This window comes from Streptomyces curacoi, assembly GCF_001513975.1.
GTDB classification, from domain to species: Bacteria; Actinomycetota; Actinomycetes; order Streptomycetales; family Streptomycetaceae; genus Streptomyces; species Streptomyces curacoi.
In genome coordinates, this window is sequence record NZ_KQ947992.1 from 52,212 (window position 1) to 74,545 (window position 22,334).

Below are 22,334 nucleotides of genomic sequence, written 5' to 3' on the forward strand. Positions count from 1 at the left end.
GTCCCCGTGTCGCTGCCACCCCTGGTCGAGCCGGCCGCCGAGCTCACCGTAGACGAGGTTCGCAGGTACTCCCGCCACCTGATCATCCCCGATGTCGGGATGGACGGGCAGAAGCGGCTGAAGAACGCCAAGGTGCTCTGTGTGGGCGCCGGCGGCCTGGGCTCGCCGGCGCTGATGTACCTGGCCGCTGCGGGCGTCGGCACGCTCGGCATCGTGGAGTTCGACGAGGTCGACGAGTCGAACCTGCAGCGCCAGATCATCCACAGCCAGTCCGACATCGGCCGCTCCAAGGCCGAGTCCGCGCGCGACTCGGTCCTGGGCATCAACCCGTACGTGAACGTGATCCTTCACGAGGAGCGGCTCGAGGCCGACAACGTGATGGACATCTTCAGCCAGTACGACCTGATCGTCGACGGCACGGACAACTTCGCGACCCGCTACCTGGTCAACGACGCCTGCGTGCTGCTGAACAAGCCGTACGTGTGGGGCTCGATCTACCGCTTCGACGGTCAGGCCTCGGTCTTCTGGTCCGAGCACGGCCCCTGCTACCGCTGCCTCTACCCGGAGCCCCCGCCCCCCGGCATGGTCCCCTCCTGCGCCGAGGGCGGCGTGCTCGGCGTGCTGTGCGCGTCCATCGGCTCCATCCAGGTCACCGAAGCCATCAAGGTCCTCACCGGCACCGGTGAGCCGCTGGTCGGCCGCCTGATGATCTACGACGCCCTGGAGATGCAGTACCGCCAGGTCAAGGTCCGCAAGGACCCGAACTGCGCGGTCTGCGGCGAGAACCCGACCGTCACCGAGCTCATCGACTACGAGGCCTTCTGCGGCGTCGTGTCCGAGGAGGCCCAGGAGGCGGCCGCCGGCTCCACGATCACTCCCAAGCAGCTCAAGGAGTGGATCGACGACGGCGAGAACATCGAGATCATCGACGTCCGCGAGATCAACGAGTACGAGATCGTCTCGATCCCCGGCGCCAAGCTGATCCCGAAGAACGAGTTCCTCATGGGCACCGCCCTGGAGGCCCTCCCGCAGGACAAGAAGATCGTCTTGCACTGCAAGACGGGTGTCCGCAGTGCGGAAGTCCTCGCGGTCCTGAAGTCCGCGGGCTTCGCCGACGCCGTGCACGTCGGTGGCGGTGTGATCGGCTGGGTCAACCAGATCGAGCCGCACAAGCCGGTGTACTGAGCCAAGGTTCGACTCGCTCTCCGCTCGGCGGGGGCTTCGCGCACCACGGGTGCCCGGAGCCCCCGCCGTCGTCATGAGCAGACCTTGCCGTCCTTCGGCACCGTCCCCTGGAGCAGATACGCGTTCACCGCGGAGTCGACGCAGTCGCTGCCCTTCCCGTACGCGCCGTGCCCCTCGCCCTTCCAGGTGAGCATCACACCGACACCCTTGCCGAGTTCGTCCGCCATCCGCTGGGTGCCCTCGTAGGGCGTCGCCGGGTCGCCGGTGTTGCCGACGAGCAGGATCGGTGCCGCACCCGGCGCACTGACCTCCGGGGTGTCGTACTGCCCGGCCACCGGCCAGTCGTGGCACCAGCCGGCCGTGTCCCAGCCCAGCATGGGGCCGAACACGGGCGAGACCTTCTCGAACCGCGGCAGCAGCCTCTTCGCCTCCTCGACCGTCGGCCGCTGCTTGTCGTCCAGGCACGATATGACCCGTTGCGAGTGGGTCCCCGTGGCGTAGTGCCCCGTGGCGTCGCGGTCGTTGTAGTCGTCGGCGAGCGCCAGGAGTTCCGTACCGTCGCCCTCCTCGGCCGCCTCCAGGGCGCTGGTGAGGGTGGGCCAGTTCGCCTCGCTGTACAGCGGCCTGATGAGGCCGATGAGCGCGAGCGTCTCCGTCAGTTTCCGCTCGGACGACGTCGGCAGCGGCCTCGCGTCGATCCGCTTCAGCAGGCCCGCGATCTTCCGCGAGCCCTCCTCGGCGCCCTGGCCGGTGGATTCCAGGTAGTTGTTCAGCGCACGCTGGAAGCCCCTGGCCTGGTTCTCGGCGTGCCCGGCCGCGTCGGCGCTCGGGTCGACGACGGCGTCCAGGATCAGCCGCCCCACGTGCTTGGGGAACAGGTGGGCGTAGACGCCGCCGAGTTCGGTGCCGTAGGAGATGCCGAAGTAGTGCATCCGCGAGTCGCCGAGGACCTGGCGCATCAGGTCCATGTCGCGGGCGGTGTCGGTGGTCGACACATGGGCCATCAGCGCCCCCGTGGACTTCTGGCAGCCCTTGCCGAAGGCGCCGGCGTCCCGGAAGTAGGCGGTCTCCTCGGCCGCGGTGTCCGGCGTGATGTCCACGGACTCGGAGGCCTGGATCTCCTTGTCGCTGCGGCAGCGGACGCCCTCACTGCCGCCCACCCCGCGGGGGTCCCAGCTCACCAGGTCGTACCGCTCGGCCAGCTCGGACGCGCTGGAGGCGTACCACGGCAGCGTGGACACCCCTGAGCTGCCGGGGCCGCCGAAGTTCAACAGCAGCGAGCCGATGCGGTCGTCGCCCTTCGCCTCGCTGCGGATCAGTGCGAGGTCGATCGTCTCGCCGTCCGGTTTCGCCCAGTCCAGCGGCGCCTTGAGCGTCGCGCACCGCCACTCGTCGCCCGGCGCGGGGGAGTCCCCGACGGCCTCGCACCCTCCCCAGTCGAGCTTCTGCGAGGTCAGTGAGGGGGGCAGTGAGGTCGCCGAGCCGGCGGACGAGGGCGACGAACTCGTCCCGCTCGTCTTTCCGCCGGCCTCGCCGCCGTCGGACGAGCCGCCGCTGCAGCCCGTCACCAGCAGCGCGGCGGCGGCCGTCAGAGCCGTCCACCGTACGAAATGCGCCATGTCACTTCCCCCCTCGCAGGCCCTCCGCACCGTGCCGCGGATGGCGGTCAGGCCATAGTAGGCGGACCGCGAAAAAGCTGCCGATGCCTGTGGATAACTCTCTGACCTGCTGGTTTCCCGGCTTTCCGGCTCGCTCTCAGGAGTAGAACGTCCTCAGGAGTAGAACGTCCTCAGGAGCAGACCGTCCTCAGGAGCAGACCGTCCCTGCCGCCGGTACTTTCCCGTCCAGCAGATAACCGTCCACGGCGTCCTGCACGCACTTGTTCTTGCTGTTGTACGCCCCGTGCCCCTGCCCCCTGTACGTCAGCTCGACGCCCACCCCCTTGCCCAGCGCCTCCACCATCCTTCGCGTGCCTTCGTACGGCGTCGCCGGGTCGCCCGTGTTGCCCACGACGAGGATCGGTGCCGAGCCGGGCGCGCTGACGTCGGGATGGTCGGCGGCGCCCGCCACGGGCCAGTCGATGCAGTTGACCATGGACCAGGCGATGAACTCGCCGAACAGGTTCGAGGCGGCCCGGAACTCGGGCAGCTTCCGCTCCACGTACGCGGGGGTGTACCGCGGTTTTTCGTCGGCGCAGTTGATCGAGACGTTGGCGGCGGTGAGGTTGCTGTACTCGCCGTTCTCGCTGCGCCCGTTCAGCGAGTCGGACAGCAGCAGCAGGATCCTGCCGTCACCGTTGTACGCCTGCTCAAGACCCTGGGTGAGGTACTCCCAGAAGTTTCGCGAGTACAGCGCCTGCGCGATGCCGTTGGTCGCGGCGGTCTGCGTCAGCTCGCGCGGGAAGATGCCCTCGATCGGCTTGCTGTCGAGGTCCTTGAGCAGCTTGGCGATGCGGTCCTTGACGTCCTGGGCGGTGTCGCCGATCGGGCAGGCCTCGGTCTTGGAGACGCAGTCCTGCGCGAAGTTGTCGAGCGCGAGCTGAAAGCCCTTCGCCTGCGCGAGTGCGCTCTGCTCGGGGTTCTGCGTCGGGTCGACCACCGCGTCGAAGACGGCGCGGCCCACGTTCCTGGGAAACAGGTGGGCGTAGACGCCGCCGAGTTCGGTGCCGTAGGAGATGCCGAAGTAGTGCAGCTTGTCGTCGCCGAGGACCTGACGCATCAGGTCCAGGTCGCGCGCCGCGTCGGTGGTGCGCACATGCGGCAGCATCCCGTTGGAGTTCTTCTCGCACGCCTCGTTGAACTCCTCGGTGCTGTCCAGCAGTTCGGTCCGCTCGGCGGCGTCGTCCGGCGTCGCGTCCTGCTGGAAGTAGGCGTCGAGCTGCTGGTCGTTCGCGCACCGCACCGGGGCGCTGCGGCCGACCCCGCGCGGATCGAAGCTCACCAGGTCGTAGCGTGTGCGCAGCTTCGCGTAGCTCTCGCCGAAGGAGGGCAGGCTCTTGACGCCCGAGCCGCCGGGCCCGCCGAAGTTGAAGATCAGCGAGCCGATGCGGCTGCCTGCGGCTCCGCTCGCCCTCGCCCGGATCAGCGCCAGCTCGATCGTGTCGCCCTTGGGATCGGCCCAGTCGCGGGGCGCTTTCATCGTGGCGCACTGCCACTCGTCGCCGTCCGGCAGGGGCGAGGGGGCGTTGCCACCGCCCTCTGCCTGGGAGGGCGCGGGACAGTCCTCCCAGCTCAGTTCCTGTGCCGTCAGATCCTCGTCCCCGGAGTCGTCGTCGCTGCAGCCCGCCAGCAGGGAGGACAGCAGCAGGGCGGCGGCGGTCAGGGCAGCGGTGCGCGTCCGGGGAGCGTTCGGCATGGTCCCATCCTGCGGTCGTCCGGGGTGGGGCGCTCGGGGCGCGGGCCGTACGAGGTACGGCGGCGCCTCACCGGTCCCGCGCCGGCACCCGCGTAGGGCGCCCTGGTCCTCGTGCGGCGCCCTGTTCCTCGTGCGGCAGCCTGTTCCTCGTACGGCGCCCTGTTCCTCGTGCGGCAGCCTGTTCCTCGTACGGCGCCCAGCCCCTCGTACGGCGCCCAGCCCCTCGTACGGCGCCCTGCTCCTCGTAAGAGGCAAGCCCGCGCTGTCCTGCGAACGCCGCCTCGCGCTACAGCGCGCCCTTGCGGGTCAGATGGTTGAAGGCCAGCCAGCCCGGCAGCACCGGCAGCCACAGCGTCAGCAGCCGGAACAGCAGCACCGAGGGCGCGGCGACCTCGCTGGGCAGGCCCACGGCGATCAGACCGACGGTCAGGGTCACGTCCACGGCGCCCACGCCACCCGGGGTCGGCGCCGCGGAGCCGAGCGCGTTGCCCGCGAGGAAGACGACGGCCACGCTGGCGAGGCTGATCGAGGTTCCCTCGCTGCCGAACGCCCGGATCGAGGCGTCCAGGCACATCACGAAGCAGGCGGTCAGCAGCAGCATGCCGCCGATGCCGGTGACCAGCTTCTGCGGCCGCTGCAGCACGTCGAGCATGCGCGGTACGACACCCGCGAACAGCGACCTCACGCGCGTGACGACGAACTTCCGCAGGAACGGCACCGAGGTCACCACGAGCACCAGCACCGCCACCGTCAGCAGACCCGCGATGACCGTCCGGGACGGCGACAGCGACGGCGTCTTCTCGGTACCGGTCAGATAGCCGAAGGACAGCAGCATCAGGATGTGGCAGCCGAGCCCGAACAGTTGCGACGCGCCGACGCTCGCCACCGCGAGCCCCGGCCGCACTCCCGCACGCTGCAGGAAGCGGGTGTTGAGGGCGACCCCACCGACGGCGGGCGGCGCGACGATCTTCACGAACGACCCGGCGACCTGCGCCGCCACGGTCCGCCGGAACGGCACCCGTTCGGGCACGAACCCCAGCAGCGCCATGGCCGCCGCGAGGTAGCTGGCCGCCGAGAACAGCACGGCCGCGGCCACCCAGCCCCACTGGGCGTTGGCGATCAGCGGGCCGAACTCGATGTGGGTGAGCTGCGTCAGGAGGAAGTACGCGGCGATGGCACCGGCGATGAAGCTGATCAGCGTGCGCGGCCGCACCCGCTCCAGCCGGGCCGGCTCGACCGGCGCCTGCGGCCTGATCCGCAGCACCTCGTGCCGGATCTGCGTGAGCAGGTCCTCCTCGCGCGCCTCGTCCACGGCCTCGTCGATCGCCCGCTTCTCGGCCCGCGCCTGCGCCCGAACGGTCTTCTTGTCCGGCTTGTCGAGCACGGGCTCGGCCTCGCCCGTGGTCTCCTCGCTGCGGGCGTGCTTGGTGTGCCGGGACGCCTCCAGCACCGCCTCGCGCTCGCGCTGGGCACGCTCCCGGGCGAGTCTGCGCAGCGTCGCACGCGTGGAGCGGCTCAGCGCGATGGGCTGGAGCATCGGCAGACAGTCGGCCACGGCGTCCGGGCCGAGCACGCTCACCGCCGAGGCGACCGCGCGCTCGGCGCCCACCCGGAGGCCGAGCGTCACCAGCAGCTGGGAGATGTCCATGCGCAGCAGCAGACTGTTGGCCGCGATCTCACCGATGCGCAGGTCGGTGATGATCACCTTGCCGGAACGATCCACCAGAATCGCGTCACCCACCAGCCTGCGATGCGCGATGCGCCGGGACTGCAACGCCTTGACCTGGCGCCAGGTGCCGCGCAGCAGCTCGTCGGTGATCTCCTCGTCCGGCAGCGAGTCCAGGGTGTGCCCGCCGGTGTGCTCGTAGACCAGCATCACGGCGTCCGGGCCGAGCTCGGAGGTGGCGATCAGCTTGGGGGCGTTGGCCCCGGCCGCGATGGCCGCGTAGGCGAGCAGCGCCTCCTGCTCCAGGGCCTGCCGCAGCGACTGGAGGCTGCTGCGGGTGGCGAAGCCGCGCAGCGTCAGATTGCGCCACGCGCGATAGAAGAAGCCCTGCGCCTGCTGCTCCCGGTCGACGACCGTCACATCCAGCGGCGGGCCGTCCTCCAGGGTGACGAAGTAGCGCCGGCCGCGGTCGCCGGTCTCCTGGGCGTCGGAGCTCTCCTCGCGGGCCGCGCTCACCGGGCGGAAGCCGACGTGCCTGAGGCCCGCCATCAGCGTCCGTCCGGTGGGGCGGACGTTGGGCGAGCCGACCGCGTACAGGGTGCCGTAGGCGACGGTCCAGCCGATCAGCAGCGTCAGGAGGATCGAGAACGGCGTCGTGTAGCCGGTGACCAGCATGGAGAAGGCGTACAGGACCAGGACCGCCCAGAGGACCGCGCGCCAGCGGGGTCTGCGGGACATGCCCACGGCCGTCATGTACGCGATGACCGGCGCGAGATAGCCGTGCACCGGGTCGGTGAGGGAGCCGACGTCACCTGGCGAGGGCTGGGTGAGCGCGTCCCGGATGGAGTCCGGCGCGGCCCGTGCCACCCACAGGTCGGTGGCGAGCGTCACACCGTGCGCTAGGACCGCCGCCAGGACGCCGTCGGCGATGCGCAGCCCGTCCCGCTTGATCAGGCGCTCGATCGCAAAGGCGACGGGGACCAGGAGGATCGCGATGCTGGACACCAGTCCGGCCATCTTGCTGAACACATCGGGCGCCTGCCCGGTGCCCTTGTTGATGTCCTGCTCGAGCCCCGAGGTGGTGCCGTGCGCGAACGCGGCGATCGCGAGCAGCAGGGCGATGCCCAGCACTCCCACCAGAAGCCGCATCAGGTCGGACGGACGGTGCACGCGCGCGGGGAGCAGCGGTTCGTCGCCCTCGACCTCGTCGACATGCGCCTCTTCGAGGTCGTAGGCGGCCTTCCCCTCGCCGGCCTCCCGGCCGGCGTCACTCGTGTCGGCGCCCTTCGCGGCCTCGTCCTGCTTGCCGCCGTCGCTCTCACCGGTGTCCTTCTTGCCGGCGTTCGCGGTGCCAGGGCGCGACGAAGCGTCAGAGGTGCTCTCCGCGTCCTCCGGGTGCACACCCTGTTGCTTCATCGTCTCTTCTTGATCTCGTATCACCAGTCACCGCCCGCACGATGGTGGCATGCCCCACCGACACACGGGGGCATCAGGGTGCAAACGCGGGGGCGCACAGTCTGCCCGAAGCGTCGCCCCGGGGCGAGGGATACGCACAGTGGCGAGCGCGTCACATTGTCGGTGGGGTGGGGCAGGATGGGGCGGATGAGCGAGGAGAGCCTTCCGTACGACGCCCGCCCGGAGTACGGCGACGCCCATCCGGAGTACGCGGATGCGCTGCCGGAGTACGCCGAGCGGGTTCTGGAGGTCACCGAACTGATCCCGCCCGGGCGTGTCATGACGTACGGGGACGTCGCTGAGTGGCTCCAGGAGGGCGGTCCCCGCCAGGTCGGTCGGGTAATGGCCCTCTACGGGGGAGCCGTTCCGTGGTGGCGTGTGGTCCGCGCGGACGGGGTCCTGCTGCCGGGCCACGAGCTGAGAGCCCTGGAGCACTACCGCGCCGAGGGCACGCCCCTGAAGGAGGCGAGCAGGGCGGCCGAGGGTCACCTGCCGCGCCTCGACATGAGGCGCGCGCGGTGGGACGGCGGCGAACGCGCACAGGGTCACACCTGACAGCTTCCGCCATCGAAGGCCCCCCTGTGTGACCTTTGATCCGTAAGGCGGAAACAGGGCACATCCGTGGCATGACGTACGTTCGTGAGTCGAGGGACGCACGTGCCTGGTGTGCCCCGAGGGATGAATCGGAAGCCCTGCTTCCGGACCGCTCCTCGGCGTAGCGTCGGCTGCACGTGTCCCCCTCACCCCGCGGCCACCGCCCTCCACGCGCGAGGGGCGACCCAACAGCACACCCACCAGGACCGGCGAACCACGTGAGCTCCTCTTCCTCCACCAGGCGCCTGTCGCACCCCCAGGTGCGACAGGGGACCCGTGGCGCTTACCGGCTGGTGCGTACCCCGCCGGTCCGGGTGGCTCCCCCTCATCTGGACGCCGCACAACGCGCGGTGGTTGACCACGCGGCCGGCCCACTGCTCGTTCTCGCAGGTCCGGGCACCGGGAAGACCACCACGCTCGTCGAGTCGGTGGCGGCGCGCATCGCCCGCGGCGGCGACCCCGAGCGCATCCTGGTGCTGACGTTCAGCCGCAAGGCCGCCGTGGAACTGCGCGACCGCATGGCGCTGCGCATAGGGGCGGCACGCGCGCCCCAGGCCACCACGTTCCACTCGTTCTGCTATGCCCTGGTCCGCGCCCACCAGGACAGCGACCTGTTCGTGGAGCCGCTGCGGCTGCTGTCCGGCCCCGAGCAGGACGTCACCGTACGGGAGCTGCTCGCGGGCCAGCCGGACCTGGAGCGGCTCGGGCTCGCCCATGTGCGCTGGCCGGACGAGCTGCGCGCCTGCCTGACCACCCGCGGCTTCGCCGACGAGGTCCGCGCGGTCCTCGCCCGCAGCCGCGAACTGGGCCTCGGACCGCACGCCCTGGACGCCTTCGCCCGCCGCCTCGGCCGCCCCGACTGGCGCGCCGCGGCCGCCTTCCTCGCCGAGTACCTCGACGTGCTCGACCTGCAGGGCGTGCTCGACTACGCCGAACTGGTCCACCGCGCGGTGCTCCTCGCCCGCCGCCCCGAGACCGCCGAGCGGCTCGCCGCGCAGTACGACGCCGTGTACGTCGACGAGTACCAGGACACCGATCCGGCCCAGGTACGGCTGCTGCGCGCCCTCGCCGGCGGCGGCCGTACCCTCGTCGCCTTCGGCGACCCCGACCAGTCGATCTACGCCTTCCGGGGCGCCGACGTGAACGGCATCCTGGAGTTCCCCCAGGCCTTCCCGCGCGCGGACGGCCGCCCAGCGCCCGTCGAGGTCCTGCGCACCTCCCGCCGCTCCGGTGCCGCCCTGCTGGCCGCGACGCGGCTGCTGACCCAGCGCATGCCGCTCACCCGGCTCCCGGCGGAGAAGGTACGCGCCCACCGGGAGCTCGCCCCGGTCCGTGAGGGCGGCCGGGTCGAGGTCTTCACGTACCCCACGCCCGGCACGGAGCTGGACAACATCGCCGACATCCTGCGCAGGGCGCACCTGGAGGACGGCGTGCCCTGGGGCGAGATGGCCGTCCTGGTGCGTGCGGGGGCGCGCATGATCCCGACGGTGCGCCGGGCGCTCACGGCCGCCGGGGTGCCCCTGGACATCGACGGCGACGACCTGCCCCTGCGGCACGAGCCCGCCGTCGCGCCCCTGCTGACCGCGTTGCGGGCGGTGGCCAACGCGGAGGCGGCGGCGCGGGAGGCTCCGTCCGGGGAGGCGGAGGCGGCGGCGCGGGAGGCCCCCTCCGGGGAGGCGGAGGCGGCGGCGCGGGAGGTTCCCTCAGAGGAGGAGGCGCAGGAGGTCGTCCCCTCCGAGGAGGCGGAGGCGGCGGGATCTGAAGCCGTCCCCGATGAGCCGGACCCGGACACCTGCTGGCTCGACACCGAGACGGCCCTGACCCTGCTCACCTCCCCCCTCGCCGGCATGGACACAGCCGACCTGCGCCGCCTGGGGCGTGCCCTGCGCGACGAGGAGCGGGCCGCGGGCAACCCCTTGCCGCCGCCCTCCGACGAACTGCTCGCGCGGGCGCTGGCCGAACCGGAGCGGCTGGCGGTGCACGACCCCACGTACGCGCGAGGCGCCCAGCGCCTCGGCGCGCTGCTGCGCAAGGCCCGTGAGCGTCTCGCGGGCGGCGGTACGGCCGAGGAGGCGCTGTGGGGCCTGTGGGAGGGCACGCCGTGGCCCGCCCGCCTGGAGCGGACCGCCCGCCGCGGCGGCGCGGCCGGACGCAACGCCGACCGCGACCTGGACGCCGTATGCGCCCTCTTCGCCACCGCGGCCCGCGCGGAGGAGCGCACCGGCGGCCGGGGCGCCCTGAACTTCCTGGCGGAGATCGAGGCCGAGGACATCGCCGCCGACACCCTCACACGGCGTGCCGTACGCCCCGACGCCGTGCGCCTGATGACCGCGCACCGCTCCAAGGGCCTGGAGTGGCGCCTGGTCGTCGTCGCGGGCGTCCAGGAAGGCCTGTGGCCGGACCTGCGCCGCCGCGGCTCCCTCCTGGAGGCCGACCGCATCGGCCGCGACGGACTCGCCGAACCGCTCACCCCGGGGGCGCTGCTGGCGGAGGAGCGCCGCCTGTTCTACGTCGCCGCCACGCGCGCGCGTGAACGCCTTGTCGTCACGGCGGTGAAGGCTCCGGCGGACGACGGCGACCAGCCCTCCCGCTTCCTGACCGAGCTCGGCGTCGAGCCGAGGGATGTGACGGGCCGCCCGCGCCGCCCGCTGTCCGTCGCCGCGCTCGTCGCCGAACTGCGGGCCACGACGGTCGACCCGCGCGCGTCGGACGCCCTGAGGGAGGCCGCAGCCCGTCGGCTGGCCCGGCTCGCCGCGCTCACAGACGAGGACGGCCGCCCACTGGTCCCGTCCGCGCACCCCTACCGCTGGTGGGGCATGTTCGAGCCGACCGAGTCCAAGGTGCCGCTGCGCGACCGGGACCAGCCCGTCGTGCTCTCCGGAAGCGCCCTCGACCAGCTCGCCAACACCTGCGCCCTGCAGTGGTTCCTGGGCCGCGAGGTGAAGGCCGACGCGCCCGCGACCGCCGCCCAGGGCTTCGGCAACGTGGTCCACGTCCTCGCCGACGAGGTCGCCTCCGGACACACCCCGGCCGACCTCGCCGTCCTCATGGAACGCCTCGACTCCGTGTGGAACGCGCTCGCCTTCGACGCCCCGTGGAAGTCGGCGCAGGAGAAGGACCACGCGCGCGTGGCGCTCGAACGCTTCCTGCAGTGGCACGTGATGGACCGCGCGGGCCGTACGCCGGTCGCCAGCGAGCACGACTTCGACGTGACCCTGGCGGCCGGAGAGTTCGAGGTGCGCATCCGGGGCCAGATGGACCGCGTCGAGGCCGACGGCGACGGCCGCGCCTACGTCGTCGACTTCAAGACCGGCAAGCAGGCGCCCAGCGCCGCCGAGGTGGCCCGCCACCCGCAGCTCGCCGTCTACCAGCTCGCCGTCCGCGAGGGCGCCGTCGACGAGGCCTTCCACGGCGTACGCCCCGAGCCGGGCGGCGCCGAACTCGTCCAGCTGCGCCAGGGCGCCGCCAAGCGGGACGGCGGCGAGACGCTGCCCAAGGTGCAGGGGCAGGCGCCCCTGGAGGGAGCCGAGGGGGAGTGGGTCGGCGACCTGCTCGCCACGGCTGCGGGCAAGGTCCTCGACGAACGGTTCACGCCCACCGCGGGCCAGCACTGCACCCACTGCGCGTTCCGGGCGTCGTGCAGCGCGCGGTCCGAGGGGCGGCACGTGGTCGAGTAGGCCGAGCAAGTCGGGCAACGCGGTCGAGCAACCGGAGTGACGGATCGCACCACACGTGCTGACCTGCGCTTCTTCCTCCCCGTCAGGCGATCCGGCATCCGCTGTCAGTGCCCGCCGCTAGCCTCTCTGAGGTGCCCGCCCGTATCACTGATCCCGAGCAGCTCAAGGAGCTCCTCGGCATCCCGTTCACCCCGGAGCAGACGGCCTGCATCACCGCGCCGCCCGCTCCGCAGGTGATCGTGGCCGGAGCCGGATCCGGCAAGACGACGGTGATGGCGGCACGCGTGGTGTGGCTGGTCGGCACCGGCCAGGTCGCCCCGGAGCAGGTCCTCGGCCTCACCTTCACCAACAAGGCCGCCGGTGAGCTCGCCGAGCGGGTCCGCAAAGCCCTCGTCAAGGCTGGCGTCACCGACCCCGACGTCATCGACCCGGACAACCCTCCGGGCGAGCCGGTGATCTCGACGTACCACGCCTTCGCGGGCCGTCTGCTGACCGACCACGGCCTGCGCATCGGCCTCGAACCGACCTCCCGCCTGCTCGCCGACGCCACCCGCTACCAGCTCGCCGCGCGCGTGCTGCGTGAGGCCCCGGGCCCGTACCCGGCCCTCACCCGCTCCTTCGCGGACCTGGTCAGCGACCTCCTCGCTCTCGACTCCGAGCTAGCCGAGCACCTCGTGCGGCCCGAGGCCCTGCGCGCGTACGACGCCCAGCTGCTGCTCACCCTTCAGGGCGCCAAGCTCACCAACGCCGATCTGCGCAAGGTCCCCGAGGCGGCCGCGGCCCGCCGCGAACTCGCCGACCTCGTGGTCCGCTACCGGGCCGCCAAGCGGGAGCGCGACCTGCTCGACTTCGGCGACCAGATCGCCCTGTCGGCACAGCTCGCGCAGATCCCGGAGGTGGGCCGCATCCTGCGCGACGAGTTCCGCGTGGTCCTCCTGGACGAGTACCAGGACACCTCCGTCGCCCAACGCGTCCTCCTGGCGGGCCTGTTCGGGAGCGGCACCGGGCACCCGGTGACCGCCGTCGGCGACCCCTGCCAGGCGATCTACGGCTGGCGCGGCGCCTCCGTCGCCAACCTCGACGACTTCCCCGAGCACTTCGCCCACGCCGACGGCCGCCTGGCCACCCGTCAGGCGCTCAGCGAGAACCGCCGCAGCGGCGGCCGCCTCCTCGACCTCGCCAACGGCCTCGCCGAGCCCCTGCGCGCCATGCACGCGGGCGTGGAGGCCCTCCGCCCGGCCCCCGGCGCGGAGCGCGACGGCACGGTCCGCTGCGCGCTGCTGCCCACCCATGCCGAGGAGGTCGACTGGATCGCCGACTCCATCGCCCATCTCGTGAACACCGGGAAGGCGCCCGGGGAGATCGCCGTCCTGTGCCGTACGGCCACGGACTTCGCCGAGATCCAGGGCGCTCTCGTCGCTCGGGACGTCCCCGTCGAGGTGGTCGGCCTGTCCGGGCTGCTCCATCTGCCCGAGGTCGCCGACCTCGTCGCCGTCTGCGAGGTCCTCCAGGACCCCGGCGCCAACGCCTCCCTGGTCCGCCTGCTGACCGGCCCGCGCTGGCGCATCGGCCCGCGCGACCTCGCCCTCCTGGGGCGCCGTGCCCGGCTGCTGGTGTCCCACGCGCGCGTGGACGGCGACGACGACCCGGACCGTCGGCTCGCCGAGGCCGTCGAGGGGGTCGACCCCGCCGAGGTGATCTCGCTCGCGGACGCCCTCGACACGTTCCTGGAGACGCCCCTGGACGGCGGCGGGGACGACGACGGCCTGCCCTTCTCGCCGGACGCGCGCGTGCGGTTCGCGCGCCTGGCCGCCGAACTGCGCGACCTGCGCCGCTCCCTGTCCGACCCGCTGATGGACGTCCTGCACCGCGTCCTCGCCGTCACCGGCCTGGAGGTGGAGCTGTCGGCGTCCCCGCACGCGCTGGCCGCCCGCCGCCGCGAGACCCTGTCCAACTTCCTCGATGTCGCCGCCTCCTTCGCGGCCGGTGACAACGAGGCGACCCTGCTCGCCTTCCTCGGCTTCCTGCGCACCGCCGCCCAGTACGAGAAGGGCCTCGACAACGCCCTCCCCGGAGGGGAGAACACCGTCAAGGTGCTCACCGCGCACAAGTCCAAGGGCTTGGAGTGGGACGTCGTCGCCGTCCCCGGTCTGGTCACCGGCACCTTCCCCAGCACCCAGGGCCGCGAGAAGTGGACCGCCCAGGGCAAGGTCCTCCCGCACGAGCTGCGCGGCGACGCCGACACCCTCCCCGACGTCACCTCCTGGGACTCCCGCGGCCTGAAGGCCTTCCACGAGGCCATGAAGGAGCACCAGCACACCGAGGAACTCCGCCTCGGCTACGTCACCTTCACCCGCCCCCGCTCCCTGCTCCTCGGCTCCGGCCACTGGTGGGGCCCCACCCAGAAGAAGCCCCGAGGCCCCTCCGACTTCCTGCGGGCCCTGTACGACCACTGCGCGGCCGGGTACGGCGAGATCGAGGCGTGGGCCGACGAGCCCGCTGAGGGCGAGGAGAACCCGGCCCTGCACCGGGAGAGCGCCGACCAGGTGTGGCCCCTGCCCCTGGACGAGGCCGCCCTGGCCCGGCGCCGGGCGGCCGCGGAGACGGTCCTGGCCCACCTGGAGAACCTCGCCTCCCACGAGGACGGCCACCCCGCCGCCACGCCCGCCCCGGACACTTGTGACGACCCGGACTGGCCTCCGCCACCGGACGACGAAGCCCTCTTCAACGGCGAAGCCCTCTCCGAGGACGACCCCGTTCTGGAGGAGAACGACCCCTTCCTGGAGGAGAACCCCGACGACTGGGACTCCTGGGCCACGGCCCGCTCGACCGTCCCGCACCAGGCGACGGGACCGGAAGCGGCCGAGGCTCCCGATGCGGCGGACGGCGCGCGCACCCACCCGGCGGAGCCCGGGCCGCCCCCAGCACGCCCTCGTGCCCCCGAGCAACCCCCCGCACCCCGACACTCCCCGGGCGTCGAGCCGGCCCGCCCCGGCCTCACCCCCGAGGAGGCGCGCACCATCGCCTCCTGGGACCGCGACCTCGACGCCCTCACCGGGGAGCTGCTGCGTGCCCGCGCCAGTGTCACGGACGTCCCCCTGCCCGCCTCGCTGACCGCCTCCCAGCTGCTGCGGCTGGCCGCCGACCCGGACGGCTTCGCGCAGGAACTCGCGCGCCCCATGCCGCGCCCGCCGCAGCCCGCCGCCCGCCGGGGCACCCGGTTCCACGCCTGGGTCGAGGCCCGCTTCGAAGAGCTGACCCTGCCCATGCTGGAGCCGGAGGACCTGCCCGGAAGCGAGGCCGAGATCGCCGACGAACGCGACCTGGAAGCCCTCAAGGACGCCTTCGAGCGCACCGAGTACGCGCACCGCACGCCGTACCGGGTCGAGGCCCCGTTCCAGCTCGCGATCGCGGGCCGCGTCGTACGGGGCCGCATCGACGCCGTCTACAAGGACGGCGACGGCGACGGGGTGACGTACGAGATCGTCGACTGGAAGACCAACCGCTCGCGCTCCGCCGACCCGCTCCAGCTCGCCCTGTACCGGCTCGCCTGGGCCGAGCAGCAGGGTGTGCCGCTGGAGTCGGTCAACGCCGCGTTCCTGTACGTCCGCAGCGGCGAGGTCGTACGCCCGGACCACCTGCCGGACCGGGCCGCACTGGAGCGGCTGCTGACCGGGGAGCCAGTCGAGGCGGCGGACTGTGAGGAACCGCCCACCGAGGATGTCGGTGCGGGCCGATAGGCTCGTGACCATGAGCCAGACCCCGGACAGCGCCGTCCGTACGTACATCGAGCAGCACCGCGCCGCCTTCCTCCACGACCTCGCCGAGTGGCTGCGCATCCCCTCCGTGTCGGCCCAGCCCGACCACGCGCCCGACGTACAGCGCAGCGCCGACTGGCTCGCCGCCAAGCTCAAGGAGACCGGCTTCCCGACCGCCGAGGTCTGGCAGACCCCGGGCGCGCCCGCCGTCTTCGCCGAGTGGCCCTCCGACGACCCGGAGGCCCCCACGGTCCTCGTCTACGGCCACCACGACGTGCAGCCCGCCGTCCGTGAGGACGGCTGGGACAGCGAGCCCTTCGAGCCGGTGGTCCGAGAAGGGCGCCTCTACGCGCGCGGGGCGGCCGACGACAAGGGCCAGGTGTTCTTCCACACACTCGGCGTCCGTGCCCACCTCGCCACCACCGGCCGCAGTACCCCCGCCGTCCACCTCAAGCTGCTGATCGAGGGCGAGGAGGAGTCCGGCTCGCCGCACTTCCGCGCGCTCGTCGAGGAGCACGCCGAGCGGCTCGCGGCCGACGCCGTGATCGTCTCCGACACCGGCATGTGGTCCGAGGACACCCCCACCGTGTGCACCGGCATGCGCGGCCTCGCCGAGTGCGAGATCCGGCTGTACGGCCCCGACCAGGACATCCACTCCGGGTCCTTCGGCGGCGCCGTGCCCAACCCGGCGACCGCCGCGGCCCGCCTGGTGGCCGCCCTGCACGACGAGCACGCGCGCGTGGCGATCCCCGGCTTCTACGACGGCGTCGTCGAACTGACCGACCGCGAGCGCGAGCTCTTCGCCGAGCTGCCCTTCGACGAGCAGCGGTGGCTGCGCACCGCCAAGTCGTACGCCACCCACGGCGAGGCCGGCCACACCACCCTGGAGCGCGTCTGGGCCCGCCCCACCGCCGAGGTCAACGGCATCGGCGGCGGCTACCAGGGCCCGGGCAGCAAGACGATCATCCCGTCCACCGCCGTGGTGAAGCTTTCGTTCCGGCTGGTCGCGGGGCAGGACCTCGACCACATCGAGAAGGTGGTCCACGCCTGGGCCGCCGAGCAGATCCCCGCGGGCATCCGCTGCGAGATCACGTTCTCGGCGGGTACGCGCCCGTGCCTGACGCCACTGGACCACCCGGCGCTGCAATCCGTCGTCCGCGCCATGGGGCGCGCCTTCGAGGCGCCCGTCCGCTTCACCCGCGAAGGCGGCTCGGGACCTGCCGCCGACCTCCAGGACGTCCTGGGCGCCCCCGTGCTCTTCCTGGGCATCTCCGTCCCCTCCGACGGCTGGCACGCGCCGAACGAGAAGGTCGAGCTCGACCTGCTCCTCAAGGGTGTCGAGACCACCGCATACCTGTGGGACGACCTCGCCGCGAACTGGCGCCATGCGCCCTGAGCCCCCGGCGCCGTCCGAAGCGGCATCGCGCGCGGGGCACACTGGGAAAACCGCCCCGCACGGCCGAACCCAGCCGCACCCGGTCGTCTCCCGCCGTACGTCCCGCCGATCCGCCCGCCGAAGCACACCGTTCCACTGGGGGAGTTGGAAGCACCCGTGACCACCTGGACCGACCACACCGCCGACCGCCCCATCTCGCTCACCGCCCCCAGCGGCATCGACCGCGCCGCCCACCACCGGCTCGACGAGGCCTGGCTCGCGGCGGCGTGGAGCCACCCCACGACCCGCTGCTTCGTGGTCTCCGGCGGCCAGGTACTCATCGACGAGACGGCGGACGGACGCACCGAACTCGTCATGACCCCCTCCTTCGAGGCCCCCCTCACCGAGGCGCACCGCTACTTCCTCGGCATCGACGAGGACGGCGTCAGCTACTTCGCCCTCCAGAAGGACGCCCTGCCCGGCCGCATCGACCAGTCCGCGCGCCCGGCCGGCCTGCGCGAGGCGGGCCTGCTGCTGTCGCCGCGCGACGCGGGCCTGATGGTGCACGCCGTCGGCCTGGAGAACTGGCAGCGCACCCACCGCTTCTGCTCCCGCTGCGGCGAACGCACCGTGATCGCCGCAGCCGGCCACATCCGCCGCTGCCCCGCCTGCGGCGCCGAGCACTACCCGCGCACCGACCCCGCCGTGATCATGGCCGTCACCGACGAGGACGACCGCATCCTCCTAGGCCGCCAGGTGCACTGGCCCGAGGGCCGCTTCTCGACGCTCGCCGGCTTCGTGGAGCCCGGCGAGTCCATCGAGCAGGCGGTGCGCCGCGAGGTCTACGAAGAGGCCGGGGTCACCGTCGGCCAGGTCGAGTACGTCGCCAGCCAGCCCTGGCCCTTCCCGTCCAGCCTCATGCTGGGCTTCATGGCCCGTGCCACGTCCACCGAGGTCAACGTCGACGGCGACGAGATCCACGAGGCCCGCTGGTTCTCCCGCGAGGAACTGCGCGCCGCCTTCGACTCCGGCGAGGTCATGCCGCCGTACGGCATCTCGATCGCGGCCCGCCTGATCGAGCTCTGGTACGGAAAGCCGCTGCCGACGCGCAGCGTCTGAGCACCGCAGAAGAGCAGGACAGAAGAAAGAGCAGAAGAAAGAAGGGTGGCCGCCCCTGATCGGGACGGCCACCCTCCGCGTACGTGTCGATCACACGCCGATCTTCTGCTTCACCTGAGCCAGAGACGGGTTCGTCAGCGTCGAACCGTCCGCGAAGAGCACGGTCGGCACCGTCTGGTTTCCGCCATTCGCCTTCTCCACGAACGCGGCGGACGCCGGGTCCTGCTCGATGTTGATCTCGGTGTACGCGATGCCCTCGCGCTCCAGCTGCTTCTTCAGCCGCTGGCAGTAACCGCACCACGTCGTGCTGTACATCGTCACAGTGCCCTGCATGTCTCGCGCGCTCCTCTGGTGGCTGGGGAACAGGTCGTCCAGAGAGGGAACGTACGCGATCAGGCGGCCATTCCCACCGGGGGTATGCCCGCCGACGTGACGCCTGCCGCATTAGTACGACTATCAGTGCCTGCCTGTGGACAACCGGCACAGCCGTCTCCGGCGACCTGGCAGCATGGCCGTGTGACAGCAGCAACGCACTCCACCCTCTTCCCGCAGGTACCGGACTCGGCCGACGCGGTGCTCGAAGGGCTCGACCCCGAGCAGCGCGAGGTGGCCACCGCCCTGCACGGTCCGGTGTGCGTGCTCGCGGGCGCCGGCACCGGCAAGACCCGGGCGATCACCCACCGCATCGCCTACGGGGTGCGCGCCGGCATCCTCCAGCCCTCCAGCGTGCTCGCCGTCACCTTCACCAACCGTGCCGCCGGAGAGATGCGCGGCCGGCTGCGCCAGCTCGGAGCCGCCGGGGTGCAGGCCCGCACCTTCCACTCGGCCGCCCTGCGTCAGCTCCAGTACTTCTGGCCGAAAGCGGTCGGCGGCTCCATGCCCCGGCTCGTCGACCGCAAGGTCCAGCTCGTCGCCGACGCGGCGGCCGCCTGCCGCATCCGCCTCGACCGGAACGAGCTGCGGGACGTCACCAGTGAGATCGAGTGGTCGAAGGTCACCCAGACCGTCCCCGCCGACTATCCGCTCGCCGCCGCCAAGGCGGACCGTGACGCCCCCCGCGACCCTGCCGAGATCGCCCAGATCTACAACGTCTACGAGGACCTCAAGCGGGACCGCTCCGTCATCGACTTCGAGGACGTCCTGCTGCTCACCGTCGGCATCCTTCAGGACCGGCGCGACATCGCCGACCAGGTCCGCTCCCAGTACCAGCACTTCGTGGTCGACGAGTACCAGGACGTCAGCCCGCTCCAGCAGCGCCTGCTGGAGCTGTGGCTCGGCGACCGGGACAACCTGTGCGTGGTCGGCGACGCCAGCCAGACGATCTACTCGTTCACAGGAGCAACTCCTGACCATCTGCTCGACTTCCGCACCCGCCACCCCGGTGCCACCGTCGTCAAGCTGGTCCGCGACTACCGTTCCACGCCCCAGGTCGTCCACCTCGCCAACGGCCTGCTCGCCCAGGCCCGGGGGCGCGCCGCCGACCATCGCCTGGAGCTGATCTCCCAGCGGGACCCGGGCCCCGAACCCGTCTACACCGAGTACACCGACGAGCCCGCCGAGGCCGAGGGCGCCGCCCGTCGCATCCGGGAACTCATGGATTCGGGCATCCCGGCCAGCGAGATCGCCATCCTGTTCCGCACGAACTCCCAGTCCGAGACCTACGAGCAGGCCCTCGCCGACGCGGGCGTCCCCTACCAGCTGCGTGGCGCCGAGCGGTTCTTCGACCGCCCCGAAGTGCGCAAGGCCGGCATCGCCCTGCGGGGCGCGGCCCGCTTCGGCGGCAACGACTCGCTCCTCGACGACGTCGTCGACCTGCCCTCGCAGGTACGTGCCGTGCTGTCGGGGGAGGGCTGGACCCCACAGCCGCCGGCCGGCTCCGGCGCCGTCAGGGAGCGCTGGGAATCGCTGGCCGCCCTGGTGAACCTCGCCCACGACTTCGCCGCCGCCAAACCCGGCGCCACCCTCGCCGACCTCGTCGCCGAACTCGACGAGCGTGCGAACGCGCAGCACGCCCCGACCGTCCAGGGCGTCACCCTCGCCTCCCTGCACTCGGCCAAGGGCCTGGAGTGGGACGTCGTGTTCCTGGTCGGTGTCGCCGAGGGCATGATGCCGATCACCTACGCAAAGACCGACGAGCAGATCGAGGAGGAACGCCGCCTCCTCTATGTCGGCGTCACCCGCGCCCGGCAGCACCTCCATGTCTCCTGGGCGCTCACCCGCGCACCCGGCGGCCGGCCCAACCGCCGCCCCAGCCGCTTCCTCGACGGCCTTCGACCCGGCTCGACCGCCACCGCCGGACGCACCGCCGGCGGCGGCGCCGGAGGCGTCCAGCGCGGCTTCACGAGCAGGCCGGACGCCGCTCCGAAACGGACGCAGCGCACGCCTGCCCGCTGCCGTGTCTGCGGGCGCACCCTCACCGACGCGGGTGAGATGAAGCTGATGCGCTGCGAGGACTGCCCCTCCGACATGGACGAGAGCCTCTACGAACGACTCCGTGCGTGGCGCGCGGTCCAGGCACAGCTCAGCGGGCAGCCGGACTTCTGCATCTTCACGGACAGGACGCTGATGGCCATCGCCGAGGCGGAGCCGAGCAGTCCGGTTGAGCTGTCGCGCATCCCGGGCGTCCTCAGACGCAAACTCGACCGCTACGGTGCGGATGTGCTGGCCATCTGCGCAGGCCAGGAGGTTGGGGAGGGCGTTGGCGGGGAATGATGCGAACTCGTCGAAAAAATAGTTTGCGCATGCCCCAGCGATCCCCATAGGTTCTTAGCCACGGGAACGGAGGCCTTCTCGGAGGCCCCAATTCCGTGTTGTACTTGCATACCCGTCGGACTGGTTCACCCCAGTCCCCCGAGACGCCGAGAGGAGGCGAGTCCAGTGATCAGCATCAACGCCAGCTCCATCAGCAACGTCAAAATGACCGATCGCTCGGTCGTCGCCTCTGTGTGCATGCTCGGCGCCTCGGACCAGGGCACCGGTCTGTCCGGCATTCGTGCCGTTCGTCCGGCGTCCTCCCTGTCCCTCGCGGGCCTTCCCGGCCGTGAGCGCAATGAGCGACCGACCAAGGCACTGGAAGCGGCAGTAGCGGCACAGGCGCAGGCCTATGCCCTTACGGCGACCGGTGCCGGATTCCGGAAGCAGACGACGCAGCACCACCTGATGTGGGCCTTCCGTGGGCCAGAACCCTGGAGTGATCCAGCCTGATCGCCGATCAGGCCGGCGCCTTCAGGGCCGCGGAACCCCATCCGGGATCCGCGGCCCTTCTGTTTGTCCTCGAACGGGGACGACGGAGCGAAGGGGCCTCGGGACAAGAAAAGAGCCCGGTACCAGCCGCCACCCGGCCCAACAGGGCCGGAACGACCAGACGAGGAAGACGACCCGTGCAACTCGAAGCGCACGTCCCGTCCGTACCGCCTTCAGACACGATCCCCAAGCCCGGCCCCACGGAGGACTCCACCTTGACCCCGCTCACCGCGCTCACCGCGCTCGACGACGCCATCGAGAACCTCGGCGTACCCGTCCCCTGCCGCTCCTACGACCCGGAGGTCTTCTTCGCCGAGTCGCCGGCGGACGTCGAGTACGCCAAGTCCCTCTGCCGCACCTGCCCGCTGATCGAGGCCTGCCTCGCCGGCGCCAAGGAGCGGCGTGAGCCCTGGGGCGTCTGGGGTGGCGAGCTGTTCGTCCAGGGTGTCGTCGTCGCCCGGAAGCGGCCCCGTGGTCGCCCGCGCAAGAACCCGGTCACGGCATGAACACCGCAGGAACGATCGACCGCCCCCTCACGCACGACCCCCAGAAGCAGGCCCCGATGAAGCCGTCCACCCACGAACCCGCAGGCTCCGCGCCTGAAGACTTCACCACCAGTGGCGCGAACGACTCGCGTCAGAACAGGAACCGAGAGATGCAACTCATCCAAGAAGCCCTGGCACGTGCGCATATGCACGAGCGACAGCATCAGGCCGAGCAGGAACGCCGGGCCGCGCGCCTGGTGACCGCTCGCCGGATGCAGCGCCGGGCGGAGCGCGCCTCGATGCGCGCCCGCCGTGCGCTCGCCATGGCGGTCATGCAGTAACCGACCACACCGCCAGACGGTGGCCTCCCGAGCCGGGAGGCGGTAGCTCCCCGCGGGGGCCGGTCCGTTCGAACGGACCGGC

14 protein-coding genes are annotated in these 22,334 nt (G+C 71.9%); 10 read left to right on the forward strand and 4 right to left on the reverse strand.

Annotated elements, in window-relative coordinates; genetic code table 11:
* The first annotated feature begins 6 nt into the window (after positions 1 to 6).
* The gene (gene moeZ, locus AQI70_RS28440) at positions 7 to 1,185 is read left to right on the forward strand and encodes an adenylyltransferase/sulfurtransferase MoeZ (protein WP_062155051.1); all 1,179 of its coding nucleotides are present in this window, start codon (positions 7 to 9) and stop codon (positions 1,183 to 1,185) included.
* A 71-nt stretch (positions 1,186 to 1,256) separates the two neighbouring features.
* Here the strand turns inward: moeZ and AQI70_RS28445 are convergent, their stop codons facing one another.
* The 3 genes from AQI70_RS28445 to AQI70_RS28455 all read right to left on the reverse strand — a co-directional run bounded on the left by AQI70_RS28445 (position 1,257) and on the right by AQI70_RS28455 (position 7,621).
* Complete coding sequence (locus tag AQI70_RS28445) at positions 1,257 to 2,804, reverse strand: alpha/beta hydrolase (RefSeq protein ID WP_062155053.1); 1,548 nt, start codon at positions 2,802 to 2,804, stop codon at positions 1,257 to 1,259.
* Positions 2,805 to 2,991: 187 nt separating this feature from the next.
* The gene (locus tag AQI70_RS28450; RefSeq protein WP_062155054.1) at positions 2,992 to 4,539 is read right to left on the reverse strand and encodes an alpha/beta hydrolase; all 1,548 of its coding nucleotides are present in this window, start codon (positions 4,537 to 4,539) and stop codon (positions 2,992 to 2,994) included.
* Positions 4,540 to 4,825: 286 nt separating this feature from the next.
* Positions 4,826 to 7,621 carry a lysylphosphatidylglycerol synthase transmembrane domain-containing protein gene (locus AQI70_RS28455; protein ID WP_062155056.1) on the reverse strand — a complete coding sequence of 932 codons (2,796 nt, stop codon included), beginning with the start codon at positions 7,619 to 7,621 and terminating at the stop codon, positions 4,826 to 4,828.
* Positions 7,622 to 7,807: 186 nt separating this feature from the next.
* Here AQI70_RS28455 and AQI70_RS28460 point away from each other — a divergent pair, with 186 nt between their 5' ends.
* From AQI70_RS28460 to nudC, 5 genes are all read left to right on the forward strand, one after another.
* A complete protein-coding gene (locus tag AQI70_RS28460) occupies positions 7,808 to 8,215 on the forward strand; it encodes an MGMT family protein (RefSeq protein ID WP_062155058.1) in 408 nt (135 codons plus the stop codon).
* 257 nt (positions 8,216 to 8,472) lie between these two features.
* Positions 8,473 to 11,931, forward strand: a complete 3,459-nt coding sequence (locus AQI70_RS28465; protein WP_079051518.1) for an ATP-dependent helicase — start codon at positions 8,473 to 8,475, stop codon at positions 11,929 to 11,931.
* A 131-nt stretch (positions 11,932 to 12,062) separates the two neighbouring features.
* Positions 12,063 to 15,671, forward strand: a complete 3,609-nt coding sequence (locus AQI70_RS28470; protein WP_062155062.1) for an ATP-dependent helicase — start codon at positions 12,063 to 12,065, stop codon at positions 15,669 to 15,671.
* Positions 15,672 to 15,681: 10 nt separating this feature from the next.
* A complete protein-coding gene (locus tag AQI70_RS28475; protein WP_062155499.1) occupies positions 15,682 to 17,085 on the forward strand; it encodes a dipeptidase in 1,404 nt (467 codons plus the stop codon).
* A 156-nt stretch (positions 17,086 to 17,241) separates the two neighbouring features.
* Positions 17,242 to 18,183, forward strand: a complete 942-nt coding sequence (gene nudC, locus AQI70_RS28480; protein WP_062155065.1) for an NAD(+) diphosphatase — start codon at positions 17,242 to 17,244, stop codon at positions 18,181 to 18,183.
* Between the two features lie 90 nt (positions 18,184 to 18,273).
* On the opposite strand, the gene AQI70_RS28485 is transcribed toward nudC, so the two are convergent.
* Entirely contained in the window at positions 18,274 to 18,516 is a 243-nt protein-coding gene (locus tag AQI70_RS28485) for a mycoredoxin (RefSeq protein WP_037886733.1), read from the reverse strand.
* Positions 18,517 to 18,699: 183 nt separating this feature from the next.
* Here AQI70_RS28485 and AQI70_RS28490 point away from each other — a divergent pair, with 183 nt between their 5' ends.
* The 4 genes from AQI70_RS28490 to AQI70_RS28500 all read left to right on the forward strand — a co-directional run bounded on the left by AQI70_RS28490 (position 18,700) and on the right by AQI70_RS28500 (position 22,252).
* Entirely contained in the window at positions 18,700 to 20,895 is a 2,196-nt protein-coding gene (locus AQI70_RS28490; protein WP_208607462.1) for an ATP-dependent DNA helicase UvrD2, read from the forward strand.
* A gap of 165 nt (positions 20,896 to 21,060) precedes the next feature.
* Positions 21,061 to 21,387 carry a hypothetical protein gene (locus AQI70_RS37840; protein ID WP_003998097.1) on the forward strand — a complete coding sequence of 109 codons (327 nt, stop codon included), beginning with the start codon at positions 21,061 to 21,063 and terminating at the stop codon, positions 21,385 to 21,387.
* 176 nt (positions 21,388 to 21,563) lie between these two features.
* Positions 21,564 to 21,932: a WhiB family transcriptional regulator gene (locus AQI70_RS28495; RefSeq protein ID WP_003998096.1), complete on the forward strand. Its 369-nt coding sequence runs from the start codon at positions 21,564 to 21,566 to the stop codon at positions 21,930 to 21,932.
* Complete coding sequence (locus AQI70_RS28500) at positions 21,929 to 22,252, forward strand: hypothetical protein (RefSeq protein WP_062155068.1); 324 nt, start codon at positions 21,929 to 21,931, stop codon at positions 22,250 to 22,252. Before AQI70_RS28495 ends, AQI70_RS28500 begins: the two co-directional genes overlap by 4 nt.
* The last annotated feature ends 82 nt before the right edge of the window (positions 22,253 to 22,334 follow it).